General features: G+C 36.7%; 11 protein-coding genes and 7 pseudogenes. 10 read left to right on the forward strand and 8 right to left on the reverse strand.

Annotation, left to right across the window (positions count from 1 at the left end):
* Window positions 1–101, reverse strand: a pseudogene (locus ACWQ4X_RS07080) (DUF7151 family protein); the annotation flags it as partial.
* Between the two features lie 615 nt (window positions 102–716).
* On the opposite strand from ACWQ4X_RS07080, the pseudogene ACWQ4X_RS07085 reads away from it, so the two are divergent.
* Window positions 717–1544: pseudogene (locus ACWQ4X_RS07085) on the forward strand (TonB-dependent receptor domain-containing protein); the annotation flags it as partial.
* A 268-nt stretch (window positions 1545–1812) separates the two neighbouring features.
* On the opposite strand, the pseudogene ACWQ4X_RS07090 reads toward ACWQ4X_RS07085, so the two are convergent.
* Window positions 1813–1899: pseudogene (locus tag ACWQ4X_RS07090) on the reverse strand (HNH endonuclease signature motif containing protein); the annotation flags it as partial.
* A gap of 38 nt (window positions 1900–1937) precedes the next feature.
* Window positions 1938–3170, reverse strand: a complete 1233-nt coding sequence (locus ACWQ4X_RS07095) for an ATP-binding protein (RefSeq protein ID WP_094069408.1) — start codon at window positions 3168–3170, stop codon at window positions 1938–1940.
* A gap of 335 nt (window positions 3171–3505) precedes the next feature.
* Between ACWQ4X_RS07095 and ACWQ4X_RS07100 the strand changes: the two are divergent.
* Window positions 3506–3808, forward strand: a pseudogene (locus ACWQ4X_RS07100) (transposase); the annotation flags it as partial.
* On the opposite strand, the gene ACWQ4X_RS07105 reads toward ACWQ4X_RS07100, so the two are convergent.
* Complete coding sequence (locus ACWQ4X_RS07105) at window positions 3793–4053, reverse strand: hypothetical protein (protein WP_094069407.1); 261 nt, start codon at window positions 4051–4053, stop codon at window positions 3793–3795. The pseudogene ACWQ4X_RS07100 and the gene ACWQ4X_RS07105 overlap by 16 nt on opposite strands.
* 199 nt (window positions 4054–4252) lie before the next feature.
* Window positions 4253–4402, reverse strand: a pseudogene (locus ACWQ4X_RS07110) (IS481 family transposase); the annotation flags it as partial.
* Between the two features lie 227 nt (window positions 4403–4629).
* Here ACWQ4X_RS07110 and ACWQ4X_RS07115 point away from each other — a divergent pair.
* On the forward strand, window positions 4630–5862 hold the full coding sequence (locus ACWQ4X_RS07115; RefSeq protein WP_094069405.1) for a tyrosine-type recombinase/integrase: 1233 nt from the start codon (window positions 4630–4632) through the stop codon (window positions 5860–5862).
* Here the strand turns inward: ACWQ4X_RS07115 and ACWQ4X_RS07120 are convergent.
* Window positions 5859–6185 (reverse strand): annotated as a pseudogene (locus ACWQ4X_RS07120) (integrase core domain-containing protein); the annotation flags it as partial. The gene ACWQ4X_RS07115 and the pseudogene ACWQ4X_RS07120 sit on opposite strands and share 4 nt — an antisense overlap.
* A 163-nt stretch (window positions 6186–6348) precedes the next feature.
* On the reverse strand, window positions 6349–6522 hold the full coding sequence (locus ACWQ4X_RS07125) for a hypothetical protein (protein WP_171288141.1): 174 nt from the start codon (window positions 6520–6522) through the stop codon (window positions 6349–6351).
* A 117-nt stretch (window positions 6523–6639) separates the two neighbouring features.
* Between ACWQ4X_RS07125 and ACWQ4X_RS07130 the strand changes: the two are divergent.
* Window positions 6640–6819 (forward strand): annotated as a pseudogene (locus tag ACWQ4X_RS07130) (IS6 family transposase); the annotation flags it as partial.
* A 626-nt stretch (window positions 6820–7445) separates the two neighbouring features.
* Window positions 7446–8012, forward strand: a complete 567-nt coding sequence (locus ACWQ4X_RS07135; RefSeq protein ID WP_000678311.1) for a recombinase family protein — start codon at window positions 7446–7448, stop codon at window positions 8010–8012.
* A 225-nt stretch (window positions 8013–8237) separates the two neighbouring features.
* Here the strand turns inward: ACWQ4X_RS07135 and ACWQ4X_RS07140 are convergent, their stop codons facing one another.
* Complete coding sequence (locus ACWQ4X_RS07140) at window positions 8238–8588, reverse strand: DUF3147 family protein (protein ID WP_004644745.1); 351 nt, start codon at window positions 8586–8588, stop codon at window positions 8238–8240.
* A gap of 190 nt (window positions 8589–8778) precedes the next feature.
* Here ACWQ4X_RS07140 and ACWQ4X_RS07145 point away from each other — a divergent pair, with 190 nt between their 5' ends.
* The 5 genes from ACWQ4X_RS07145 to ACWQ4X_RS07165 all read left to right on the forward strand — a co-directional run bounded on the left by ACWQ4X_RS07145 (window position 8779) and on the right by ACWQ4X_RS07165 (window position 13907).
* Window positions 8779–9705, forward strand: coding sequence for a chromate resistance protein ChrB domain-containing protein (locus ACWQ4X_RS07145; RefSeq protein WP_457903222.1), 927 nt, complete (start codon window positions 8779–8781; stop codon window positions 9703–9705).
* On the forward strand, window positions 9702–11051 hold the full coding sequence (gene chrA / locus ACWQ4X_RS07150) for a chromate efflux transporter (RefSeq protein ID WP_004644748.1): 1350 nt from the start codon (window positions 9702–9704) through the stop codon (window positions 11049–11051). Before ACWQ4X_RS07145 ends, chrA begins: the two co-directional genes overlap by 4 nt.
* A 196-nt stretch (window positions 11052–11247) precedes the next feature.
* Complete coding sequence (locus tag ACWQ4X_RS07155) at window positions 11248–11493, forward strand: type II toxin-antitoxin system RelB/DinJ family antitoxin (protein ID WP_000246756.1); 246 nt, start codon at window positions 11248–11250, stop codon at window positions 11491–11493.
* Entirely contained in the window at window positions 11483–11776 is a 294-nt protein-coding gene (locus tag ACWQ4X_RS07160; protein ID WP_125280690.1) for a type II toxin-antitoxin system RelE family toxin, read from the forward strand. The genes ACWQ4X_RS07155 and ACWQ4X_RS07160 overlap by 11 nt, the downstream gene beginning before the upstream one ends.
* 253 nt (window positions 11777–12029) lie before the next feature.
* Window positions 12030–13907 (forward strand): potassium transporter Kup, encoded by a 1878-nt coding sequence (locus tag ACWQ4X_RS07165; RefSeq protein ID WP_151726438.1) that lies wholly within the window; start codon window positions 12030–12032, stop codon window positions 13905–13907.
* Window positions 13908–13971: the final 64 nt, after the last annotated feature.

Below are 13971 nucleotides of genomic sequence, written 5' to 3' on the forward strand. Positions count from 1 at the left end.
TTTGGCCCACACTGCGTTGAGCTTTGTTGGATTTCATTAGTATCCAACTCACCATTTTGATTTTTATCTAAACCGCTTTCAATGCGCGTGCCACCACTCCAACAATCATCATTTCCAAGTACTAACGACTTCTGTTAGATCAAACTGTTCAATCCATTTTGACCATTATCCCCATCATCAGTACATGCGGTTAATAAAATTGTCGAAGCTAATAAAGCTAAGGTTAGTGGTTTTTTTTTCATTTTTTTGAAGCATCATGTTTAAAAAGCTTCATCATAAGAAGCAAAAATGACAATTACATGAATGAAATATGATCAATGTAAAATTTTAGCAAATTAAAAATATCAGTAGTTTGTGGGGGTTATATCTAGGTTTTCTTCATTATTTATCAAATGTGGTTTGAGGTAAAATTAAAATAAAACTTTAAACTGCCACAGTATTCTAGATATAAGCAGCCTTATTATGAAGCTGTCTCATAGGGCAGGGTTATACCAATGCTAAGTTTGAAGTGATTGAATCATCCTACTTACTAACGACACAATGTGACGTGTCGAAATTTATGTTTATTGAAAATTCCCCCAAATAATTTAAATTACTGTAATATTTTCCAATAGTTAAAACATTGCCAGTAGCATCATCAACTTAAATGTACTGTGTTGCAGGTAATAGAATTAAGACATCAGAAATAGCTTCAGCACCATGACTAAACCACAGGCAATGGTGATGACAGTGGTTCAACAGATTATCAAAAGTTACTTCCAACTGTCGCTTTAGGCTGGGATATATTACCTGAGCTTTATACTTATGCTAGCTATGGCAAAGGCTTCGAAACACCAACCTTTACCGAGATGGCCTATCTTACAGTAGGGACTTCAGGCATTAACTTTAATTTAAAACCTGCGACCAGTGATACCGTAGAACTTGGCTTAAAATCGCAGAATACCTTAGGGTTATTTACTTTTGCTGTATTTCATACTGAAACTAAAAATGACATTGTGCCTGACGATGCCAATGGCGGGCGAAGCACATTTCGTAATGCAGAAAAAACCTTACGTGAAGGCTTAGAGTTATCGTGGCAAAAACAGCTCTGGCAAGCACTCAATATTCGAACCAGTTATAGTTATTTAGATGCGACTTTTGATGCTGATATTCCAGCGACCACAACCAAACCGCTGATACAAAAAGGAACATATATTCCAGGTATTGCCAAGAATCAAGCTTTTGTAGGCTTGGCATGGCAACCTGAGCAGGGATTTCAGGCAGGCTTAGAAGCACGTTATATGGACAAGATTTATGTCGATGATATCAACTCTGATACTGCACCAAGTTATACGGTCGTTGCGGCAAATGTTGGCTATTTGTGGGTCAATAAAGACTGGAAAGTAAATACTTATGCACGACTAGATAATTTATTAGATCGAAACTATGTGGGTTCCGTGATTGTCAATGATAGTAATAATCGTTTCTTTGAGCCCGCAGATAGACGAAATTTTAATGTTGGACTATCGATAAAAAAATATTCTAACATAGGCTTTGTTGCATAAATACATAACCAACTGATTTTGTTCATTAATTTTTAGGTTGAAATTCATACAAACCTATTTAAATCAGAAGCTTACAAAATCTTTATGCAACAAAGCCGTGGAACAGCCACAAATAAACTCAGTAATAAATTTTTAAACATATTAATCCCCCGTTAAGTAACGGATTATAACAGCCGTAACTATCTAATCACATGCAAAAAGTAGCCGTTTCGCCTTTTCCTGTCCTCACATGATGCAAGCGGACCATACATCTTAATCAGATAGAAATCGAGTCGAGGTAAATCAATCCATCACAAATGGAGCAGAAATTATGCTTGATCACACTCTTGGTTAATGCTGAAAAGTCTTTGAGTTTTAATTAATAAATAAGTGTATCCATGTCTACCCTCAACTTTACTTATTTTCAGATAGCAACCAATCGAGAGCACTCATTTTTACAATACCATTATAATTCGCTTCAGTCCCTATCGTGTCTAAGGTAAGCAAATACTTGGGATACGAATCAGAAATTTTCTGTAATGGACGTAACTCTCGGCTGAGTGTCTCCTCATTGAGCGTTTCTAATGCCACCTGATAATAAGTTAAATTCTGTAAAGTATCGACAGCAACAAAATCAATTTCATATTCATCAACCCGCCCTACATAGACCGTATAACCTCGTCTGACAAGCTCAAGATAAATCACATTTTCTAAGATATGACCTTGATCAGCATTAGCATCAGGCAACATAATCCGGCGCAATCCGACATCAACTAAATAGTATTTTTCAGAGGATTGTAATAACTCACGCCCGCGTACTTTAAATTGTGCGGCACTATAAAATAACAAACTGTCCTGTAAGCCCTGAATATAGCGTTTTACTGTTTCAAATGAAATTTTAACCCCACTTGAAACAAAGGTATTTTTAATTTTATTGATGGAAATAGGTGAGCCTGTCACGCTTGCCAAATATCTTGCGACACGCTCGAGAGAGTTAATATCGGCAGTATTCAAACGGGGAATAACATCTTTAAACATTACACTGGCATAGACTGCTTGCAAGTAATCATAAGTTTCCTGCTGGCTAGTCATGGCAAGCGTATAAGGGAAACTACTGCGCGTATACATGGCATACAAATCACGATTTGATAATTGTTGGATGATCGGATTATTTTCAATATGCCACTGTTTAAATTCTTGGAATGACAGAGGTAGAACATGTTGCTCGATATAACGTCCTGTAAGTAAAGTCGCAAGTTCTCCACTTAGAAAGAATGCATTTGAGCCTGTAATATATAAATCGATATAATCCCGAACATATAAAGAGTCGACTACTTTCTCAAAATTTGTAACATGTTGTATTTCATCTAAGAAAACATAGTTTTTTTTACTTTTATCAACTTTGGACAATACATAATCATGTAGTTTACGGTAATCGGTGAGTTCTTCAAATTCCATAAATTCGAAGTTGATGGCAATGATGTTTTCGGCTTGTACACCCTGTGCTTTTAGGATTTGTTGAAACATTGCCAATAAGGTGGATTTTCCAGAGCGACGCACACCTGAAAGTACTTTAATGACATCACGGTCTTGCCATGTATTCAGAAATTTTAAGTAGCCATCACGTCGAATATTAGCGCTTCTCATTATTTACACTTGGAATCTAAAGTTTTAATAAATTATATCAAATTTTAGAACGTATATGTAAATATATTTAATTTTAAAAAAAGTTTAAGGTTAAGTGAAACATTCAAAGCTGCTGTTGAAGTATACGGATAGTAAATGTAATAAAAATCCAGATTCTATCTTTTTTGACTCTGTACACGACAAAAAATCTAAATATGCCTAATATCGTATCTGGGTCTACTCCTTAGATGAGCAATGGTGATGCCTTGTTTTCGGATTTGTTGAGACTGTAAATAAAACTATGTAAACGCTTAAACTCCCCCAACGTTGTTGGGGTCAAACAAAAGGTGTTTACCATGAAAGATGAAGCAATGTTGGCACTCGCTAAAGAGTTAGCCAAGAACCTAAAAACCGAACTCGATCTCAATAATTTTAGTCGGGCTTTAAAGAAATTGACTGTTGAAACTGCCCTTAATGCGGAACTCACCGACCATTTAGGTTACGAAAAGAATAGTCCACGAACAGGTAAAAATGCTCGCAATGGTTACACAACGAAGCGTCTACTGACTGATGATGGTGAGTTTGAACTAGATACCCCTAGAGATCGTGAGGGTAAATTTGAGCCACAGCTTATCAAGAAAAATCAGACCCGTATCACAAAGCCAATTTCTGCTTTTGAGTGAGGTAAAGCAATTTGAACCGTTAACATATTAGTAGAAATAGGATCTAATGGTGCAGAGCAGGATAAGGCAATAAATGCAGGTTTATTCGGTGGTGGTGAGCGATCATTCTTTGGTTTACCATCAAATAAGCGAATCCATTTGGATACAAGATTTGTATCCAATCCATGTTGCAAAGCGACCGAAGCAATTGAAACGTCAGGTGCTTTACAAGCCTGAACGATCTGCTGTTTAAATTCAGCACTGTATGAACCGTACCAGGTTTGTCGGAGACGTAATCATTTACATGATCGACTAATCACTCAAGAGATTTCTCAATTAGGTTTTCTAACCGATCTGCAACGTTCGCATCGGGTTGCCGATTGGGCGTATAAGCAGACAATAGAGAATGAGTATTTAGTTTGGTTGGGCGGAAAAGATAAGCAAATTTTTCGATCTGTTGGTTTGATAGAACTCCTGCAAAATCGTCTTGTGGAAACGCTCACATATACCATTTGTTTGCGGGGAAGCTGCTTTTGTCTTCGTGTGATCAATATCATTGACTGCCAGATATAACTCATAGTCATGTTGTTCAGATAAGCAGGTGCTGTCTTTTAAATCTTTGTGCTGCAAAGCCTTTGGGAACTAAAAATAGAAGTGGTACTTCTACTGGTTACTAAAATTAAATTATATTTAATAATAAATATATAAAACAATATCTTATAAATCTATATGATGCGTAGTCTACGCATCATATGAAAGTCCTTCTATTTTGGTATAATTAATTTGATCAGTCCATTGATAGGTTTCATTCAAATCTCATGAGTCTTACTGAAATTAAAGTTCGCCAAGCTCATTGCAAGGAAAAAACTTGTTTTTTATCGGATGAAGATGGACTTAGTCTAAAAATTGAACCAAATGGAAGGAAGTCTTGGAGTTATCGATATACAGATCCAAAAACCAAGAAACGCCGCCGAATTCAGTTAGGGCTTTATCCTGATTTATCCCTGAAAAAGGCACGACAAGTCAGGGATGATTTTAGAGACAATAATTTCTGTTTTGAAAATGAAACTGTTTCTAATTTAATTACTTTTCATCAGGTAGCAGAGGAGTGGCTACAGTTCAAACTTAAAAATGCATTCAATGATTTACCACGCTGTGGTGTTCTCCAGTTAGCAGAAAAATGTTTACAGCATGATATTTATCCAGTTCTTCAGGATATCCCTTTTCAAGATATTAAGCGCTATGACCTAGTTTCAATAATTAGAAAAATAGAGTCACGTCAAGTTAAAGAACCTGTCAAAAAAGCTTGTAGTTATTTGAACCAAATTTTTGACTATGCTGTAGCAATGGGCTATTGTGAATATAATATCGCGCATGGTTTAAATAAAATTGCTGTTAACAATAAAATCAAGAAGAACTATCCTTATTTAAAAGCTGAAGACATCTCAGATTTTATGCATAAATTAAAAAAGTTGGATGCACATCCCATTATTAAAAAAGCACTCATGTTTAAATTATATACTGGCGTGCGAGGGGCAGAGTTGTTAATGGCTGAACCTCATCATTTTGATATAAAAGATAAAATTTGGAGAATTCCAGCCTTACATATTAAACAGTTTCGACGTAAAGTTATCCTAGGACATGAAATTCCAGATTTTTTAGTTCCACTTTCAGATCAGGCATTAGAGATTTTAAAAGATGCGATGCAATGGTCATTGGGTGAAAAATTCATTTTTGCTAGTCCGCGAAAGCAGGATCACCCGATTCATTTTAATACATTAAATATGGCTATACGTAAGATGGGGTATGGAAAACATCAACTTTCCTCCCATGGATTACGTTCTACCTTCAGTACTATTTTGAATGACTCAGGATTGTTCCAAGATAATTGGATTGAGGCTCAACTTTCGCATATTGATAAGAATCGTACACGTGCTAGCTATAATCATGCGGATTATTTAATTCAACGAACTGAAATGATGCAGTGGTGGGGAGATTATTTAAGTGCTGCTCTGAACCGTACCGGGTTTGTCGGAGACTTTTTTATTTAAGTTAGGCCCTGACCTAACGGGTTAATCTTATCATAGTACATTGCTTCAAACTCAAAAGGCGATACATAACCCAGTGCACTGTGTACACGCTTTTTATTGAACCAATCTACCCAGTTTAGTGTCGCAAGTTGTACATCTGCTAAACCTTGCCAATCTGCTTTTAAATATTCAATCACCTCTGTTTTGTATAAGCCATTCACCGTTTCAGCCAAAGCATTATCGTATGAATCACCAGTCGTACCGACTGATGCTCGTAAATTTGCAGCTTCTAAACGATTGGTATAGCGAATAGAAGGATATTGAACACCTCTATCAGCGTTATGAAACTTGGCAATAGTCTCGCTATTCCCTACGTTTCATGCCTGATCTGTTCAGTTTTAGCCTACAGCGCAAGCCATTTATGAAATGTCAACAGACCCTAATAAAGACAACAATAATTTTTTAAGCATACAACCTCCTCATCCATCATATACTTGTTGTAAAGCACTACAGGTCTTCAGCTTGATCAACGATGTCTTTTAACTTATTACGCTCTTGAATATTAGCTTTTGTAGGCTCAACCAGAGCTTTATCTACAGCTTCAGAATGAACTATTTTAGATACATCTTTAACCAACTCAGCAAGAGCTTCTAAAGCCACATCATAATCCTTATTAGTCATCTAGTTACCCTCAAATATATGGAACAAATATAACAGCCGTAAACATCTAATCACATGCAGAAAGTAGCCGTTTCCGCTTCTTTGCGACTTCAGATGACGCACAAAATTCCTAGTGTCAACGGCAAGCTAAAGAGGATCATCAGGGCCACGTTAGGATTCAAGTCTATGAAAACGGCTTATGCCACAATTAAATGTATTGAAGTCATGCGTACACTACGTAAAGGACAAGCTTCATCATTCTATTATGGTCAGCCTCAGGGTGAAATATATCTAGTGAATAGAGTTTTCGGTCTCTAAGCACTTTTTAAAGGGGAACATTATCAGCTCAAATCTCTATTTGCAACAGTGCCAACAAAAGTTAGTTCACCCATATCAAAGGCCTCATTTTGTATGACTAATGTTAGGTAATAAAATATAACCACAATTAAAACTGAAGGTATTTGCAAAATTAGCCATATATTTACTTATTGATGGGCTATTGGGAGAAGGAATGGGTGATAGACTATGAACGAGAGTGCGTAGTCATTATTCAGTATTTTTAAATTTAACTAAATGAAATTTAGTGAATTTTAATTATTAATTAGAAAATTAAAACGCCAAATTTAAAAAAACTGGGCGCTTCACTAATGGTAATAATTATTACCATCAACCACTAGAGAACACAAACCATGTTTCAGTTTTGTGTTTTATAAACATACTTTGTGTATTTGAGTTTGTAAATGATTTTTTGCTCAGATATTTAAAAATCAAATTACCTTCTTGTTGTTTTGTAACTTTAGACTATACCCTAAAGTTACAATCTGAAAATTCATGAAATTATGTATCATTTAAATTATTTTTAATCATAAGTAACATGTAACTTTAGTGTTAAAGGTTTATAATTTACGAAATTGTTCATTTTTATCCAATTGGGGCGTGAAAAAGTGAAAGGCCAAAAAGTAGGGTATGTCCGGGTAAGTTCTGTCGAGCAAAACACTGGACGTCAACTTGAAGGAATTGAGGTCGACCGGATTTTTGTTGACCGTGCTTCAGGTAAAAATACTGACCGACCTAAATTTCAGGAAATGTTGAACTATGTCCGGGAAGGGGACAGGGTGATTGTACATTCAATGGATCGTTTTGCGCGAAGCCTAAAAGATTTGGTCACTGAAGTAGATAAACTGGTCAAACGAGGGATCGCCATCCAGTTTGTAAAAGAAAATATTACTTTTACAGCCGAATCCACCCCGATGGATAATTTGATGCTTCAAATGATGGGTGCTTTTGCACAGTTCGAACGTGAGATCATTTTAGAGCGGCAAAAGGAAGGAATAAAACTCGCCTCTGCTCAGGGGAAGTACAAAGGTCGGGTGCATAAACTAAAGCCTGACCAAGCTGAAGCTTTACGACAAGCATGGAAGGAGGGGAAGTATCCATCGAAAATGGCATTAGGGAAAGCTTTTGGGATTAGTCGTCAGGCGGTATACCGATATTTACAAGTTAGTGAATAGCTTATTGGGATTAGCAACTAAATTTAGTTTAACTTATAAAAAACATGAAACACTGTTCGAATTTTAAGCGTGGAACATGAATAATCAATAAAAAGCCGCTCTGGTGCCTTACTTCCTAGAGCGGCTTAATCTAATATACTGAAATTTAATGATAAATATAAAGTGTTTCGTATAAGGTGTATTATGTTAATTTTAGAAAAACTAACATTCATGCCCCTAGTTCATTTATAGCAAATCAATACCGAAATGGTGCAATATAGCTGCCCATGCAAGAAAAAGAAGAATGGTCATTACGTAGCAAATGGCTAGAGATAGCCAAAATCCATAACGCTGATAAAGTATTGGGAATGCTAAAAACATAGGTAATGTCGGTACTACATACCAAAAGGTATACCAAGCATGATTTGAAATTTTCTGCGGGTCTTGATTCTCAAGTTTCATCCATATCAGCACAAGTATCGTTACGATAGGCAAGGCTGCAATCAATCCGCCTAGACGGTCACTACGTTTAGCAACTTCTGAAATAAGTATGACCATTCCAGCAGTTAGAGCGTACTTAGCAATAAGCCAGACCATGTGCATTTCCTAGATGAATAGATTTATAAAGTTCTATTTTACAAACTGCTAAGTTATAAGCATCTGTTGAATTTACTATTAAAGGATAGAAAAATCTTTTATGACTTTTACATATATTCTTATTAAAGGAAAACTATTTTTAATCCTTTAAAATTGTTATAAGATAAACAAAATTTGTTGATTTTATAACATGAAAATATCATTACTGATCTCATCACTTCCCAGTCAAAGCACAACCGCAAGAATGCGAATTTGGCGTTCATTAAAGTCAAATGGTGCAGCAACTTTAAGAGATGGTGTTTACCTCTTACCCGAAGCACATTCTGAAAAATTCGAGTCTGTTGTTCATGATCATCTTAATGAACATGGGCATGCCTATATCTTTCAGACTGAACCTCCTGCACATTTAGACCTTGCTCAACTTTTCGACAGAACTGGAGAATATGAAGAACTGAGAACTGAAATTTCACAAATACAAAATACGCTTGAGGAAAATAAGAAAAAAGAACATCTCAAACAGATTCGAAAATTAAGAAAAAACCTCAATTCACTGATAGAAATAGATTTTTTCCCAAATACTCATCAAAGCAAAACACTGAATGAACTCACCCGATTAGAACAAGTTATTGCCCGGTTAGGTGAATACGATGAACCCAATAATTTTGAACAGCAATTAAAAGTCCTATGCAAGCAAGATTTTCAAAATAAAATCTGGGCAACCAGAAAGCGTCCTTGGGTTGACCGTTTGGCATCGGCATGGATCATTCAGAAATTTGTAGACCCTCAGTCAAAATTTATTTGGTTAGAGCATCCCAATGATTGCCCCAAAGATACCTTAGGTTTTGATTTTGATGATGCCCAATTTACCCATATCAATCATCTAGTCACTTTTGAAGTGTTAATGCATAGCTTTGAATTACAAAACCCTGCTTTAAATAAAATCGCTGAAATTGTTCATTTTTTAGATGTTGGGGGAAATGAGCCTGCCGAAGCCTTAGGCATTGAAAAAATCTTGCAAGGCTTAAGAAGCACGATCACAGATGATGATCAATTACTCCATCTTTCAAACCATATTTTTGATGGCTTATATGCAGACTTTCAAAGGAATTTAACATGAATAATAAGCCATCTTTAATAGATGAAACAGAAATTGAATCTATCAGCTTTTGGCAAGCATTCAAATTTTGGTTAAAACTGGGATTCATTAGCTTTGGTGGCCCTGCCGGGCAAATCGCTGTTATGCACCAAGAGTTAGTTGAAGAAAAAAAATGGATTTCAGAACAGCGTTTTATGCACGCATTGAATTATTGCATGCTCTTACCCGGCCCCGAAGCTCAACAACTTGCAACTTATATTGGCTGGTTAATGCATAAAACCAAAGGTGGCATCGTTGCAGGGGTTTTATTTGTTCTACCTTCTCTTTTTATCCTCATTGGGCTGTCTTGGGTCTATGTGAAATATGGCGACGTCCCGATCATTGCCGGTTTGTTTTATGGCATTAAGCCCGCAGTTGCCGCAATTGTATTTCATGCCACGTATCGTATTGGCAGTCGTTCATTAAAGAATAAATTTCTATGGGCGATTGCAGTTATCGCTTTTCTTGCAATATTTATTTTTAATATTCCTTTCCCTTTAATCGTTTTATGTGCAGCGATATCGGGTTATTTGGTCGGTAAAAAGTATCCTGATTTATTTAAGCTAAATGCACATCAGTCCAGTCAAAAATCCTATGGACGTGCAATTATTGATGATGATACCCCTACACCTGAACATGCTGTTTTTAAATGGTCTCATCTGATCAAAATAACTGTAATTTCAGCACTTTTATGGGCAATTCCACTCATCTCTTTAACAGCAGTTTTGGGATGGAGTCATTCTTATACTCAACTGGCTTGGTTCTTTACTAAAGCTGCACTTCTGACATTTGGTGGTGCTTATGCTGTTCTGCCTTACGTTTATCAAGGCGCTGTCGGTTTTTATCACTGGCTCACCCCAACTCAAATGATCGATGGTTTAGCCCTAGGTGAAAGTACTCCCGGCCCATTGATCATGGTGGTGGCTTTTGTCGGCTTCTTAGCAGCTTATAACCATTCGCTGTTGGGTGCTGAACATCAATTTATTGCAGGTGCATTAGGTGCAATCATCGTCACGTGGTTTACTTTTATTTTCTCATTTTTCTTTATCTTAGCCGGAGCACCTGTTATAGAGTCCACACACAATCAAATTAAATTTACTGCCCCTTTAACCGCCATTACCGCTGCCGTGGTGGGCGTAATTTTAAATTTGGCACTCTTTTTATGTTACCACGTGCTTTGGCCACAGGGTTTTGAAGGGAATTTTGATTATATCTCTGCCATTATTGCAATTTTAGCTGTAGTCGCATTATTTAAATTTAATCAAAGTGTGCTCAGAGTCATCATCGGTTCTGCTTTAGTGGGTTTAACGATTAAAATTTTACTATAAAGAATGAACACTAGAGGTATGGATAAAAAATCTATGCTTCTTTTGACACGATTCAAGGTATCTTCTTTCATATAAAAAATTAAAGAATATTCCACTAAATCACTCCCCATTTAACATAATGGCTGTTATGCGAAATTGACTTGTAATGCAATTTGCATTACACTATTCCTAGTACATTAAATACTTGGGAAATATGATGGCTACTGTTAACTTCAGGGTCGATGAAGCCCTTAAAGAAAAATCTTATTCAATCCTTAAAGAGCAAGGTATTGCACCTACGGATTTCTTCACTAGTATTCTTGAGTATGTTGCTACGACTGGGAAACTGCCTGTCAAAAAAGCTTTGCTTTCGGAAGAAGATGAAGAATTATTAGCTCTTGTCCGTAAGCGCATTAATGATCCTAAAGAGATGTTTGAGGAAGTCACATTAGATGACTTATAAGCTTTTACGTCACAAGGACTTTATAGCAGAATGGGAAAAACTCCCTGTTGCTATACGAGATCAATTTAAAAAGAAACTAGCCAAAGTCATAGAGCAGCCACATATTCCAAAGAATATGCTTAGAGGCGATCTTGCAGGTTGCTATAAAATCAAATTATTAAAAGCTGGTGTCCGACTTGTCTATCAAGTTAAAGATGATCAGGTAGTTATCCTGCTCATTACCGTCGGAAAACGAGCTGATAGCATAGTTTATGACGAAGCGAAAAAGCGAATTAAAGACTAAAAATGGGAGCTTATAGCTCCCATTTTTGCCTTCGTATAAGGTGTATTATGTTAATTTTAGAAAAAACTTAAAATTATCTATTAGAGAATCATATATTTTTGGATTACTTATAAGTGAAATAGCACCTATATAGTGCAGGCTTAGCTAGAAAAACTATAACACTCTAAGAAAGTATGGGTTTTTATGTACAAGGCAATTTCATGAGAAGCCAGATGATAAAATTCGAGGCTCCCCAATTTTGTAAATCAAATATATGCAAAATAATGTGAGTAAGTCGGCAGTACCAGCATTAACACTGGCTGCACTAGGAGTAGTATTCGGCGATATAGGAACGAGTCCATTATATGCATTAAAAGAAAGCTTTCATGCGACACGCGGGCTACCTATTAATGAACTTAATATCTTGGGAATTCTCTCTTTAATCTTTTGGACCATTACCTTAATTGTTTCGCTTAAATATGTTTTGGTGATCATGAGAGCTGATAACAATGGTGAAGGGGGTATCATGGCATTACTCGCCTTAAACCTTAGGCAAAAAGGATTGTCCCGTGGAAAAAGACTGGCAATCATTATCTTAGGTTTCATTGGAGCATCCTTATTCTTCGGTGACGGTATCATCACCCCTGCTATTTCTGTTTTATCTGCAGTTGAGGGACTTTCTGTTGCTGCCCCGTCATTTGATCGCTTCATTATTCCAATCAGTATTGGAATTCTTATAGCTCTCTTTGCCGTTCAAAAACATGGGACTGCAATGATGGGGAAGTTTTTTGGTCCTATTACGCTGTTATGGTTCCTATCTATTGGTGCCATTGGCATTATGAGTATTATTCAAAGTCCATTTGTTCTTGCATTATTCAGCCCACACTGGGCTTTTTTATTCGTTATTAACAATCCTCTTATTTCATTTTTTGTGATGGGAGCTGTGGTTTTAACAGTAACAGGTGGTGAAGCCTTATATGCGGATATGGGACATTTTGGTATTTTACCGATCAAGTTAGGCTGGTTTTTAATTGTACTGCCATGTCTGATGCTGAATTATGCTGGACAAGGAGCATTACTGTTAAGAGATCCTTCGGCTATCACCAATCCTTTTTACCTGCTTCTGCCTTCAGCCCTTCTATATCCTATGATTATTCTGGCTACTGCAGCTGCAGTGATTGCCTCACAGGCTTTAATCAGTGGGGTATTCTCTATGGCTAAACAGGCAATACAGTTGGGATATCTACCTAGGCTTACAGTTTTACATACCTCCGCTTCGGAAATTGGACAAATTTATATTCCATTACTGAACTGGCTCCTGTTTATCTCTATCACCATCTTGATCTTAATATTTGAAAGTAGCAGCAAGTTGGCAGGTGCTTATGGTCTGGCCGTCACTGTGACCATGTTCTGTGACACACTGTTAGTAGCTTTTCTGGCTTATAGTTACTGGAAATGGAAAACATGGAAAGTCTTACTGTTCATTATTCCATTCGCCTTTATTGATCTGGTTTTGCTGAGTTCAAACCTATTAAAAGTCCTGATTGGAGGCTGGGTACCAGTCGTTATTGCGGTTATTGTTTTTACCCTCATGATGACCTGGAAAAAAGGCAGAGAGATTCTTCAGGACAAACTGCAGAAGGACACGCTTCCACTGAATGTGTTTCTTGAGCACCTTGAACAGACAGGTCAGAAAGTGAGTGGAAATGCCGTATTTTTAACTGGAACGCCTCAAGTCGTACCCCATGCGCTTTTACATAATCTAAAGCATAATAAAGTTCTGCATGAACGTAATTTTTTGGTGACAATCAAGACTTCTGAAATCCCGTATGTTGATGAAGCTAAGCGAATCGTTACTGAAGTACTAGAGAATGGTTTTTTCAGAATAACGATCCATTATGGATTTAAAGAAGAGCCTAATGTGCCTCATTCATTGAAACAAGCTTTTTCAGTACTGGATCTTGAGTATGACTTAATGAATATCAGCTTCTTTGTTTCTAGAGAAAGATTAATTCCAAGTCTGTCCAGCAAGATGTCTACATGGCGTGAAAAGTTATTTGTCGCAATGCAAAAAAATACCAGCCCTGTCAGTGATTTTTATAAAATCCCTTCTAACCGGGTGGTAGAGCTAGGTAGTCAGATTGAAATTTAAGAATTTCTAAAATGAATAGGCACCTTTAAATAAGGGTGCCTATCTGATCAGAATAAATCTTTTA

This window comes from Acinetobacter sp. NigerLNRRAM0016 (genome assembly GCF_054112845.1).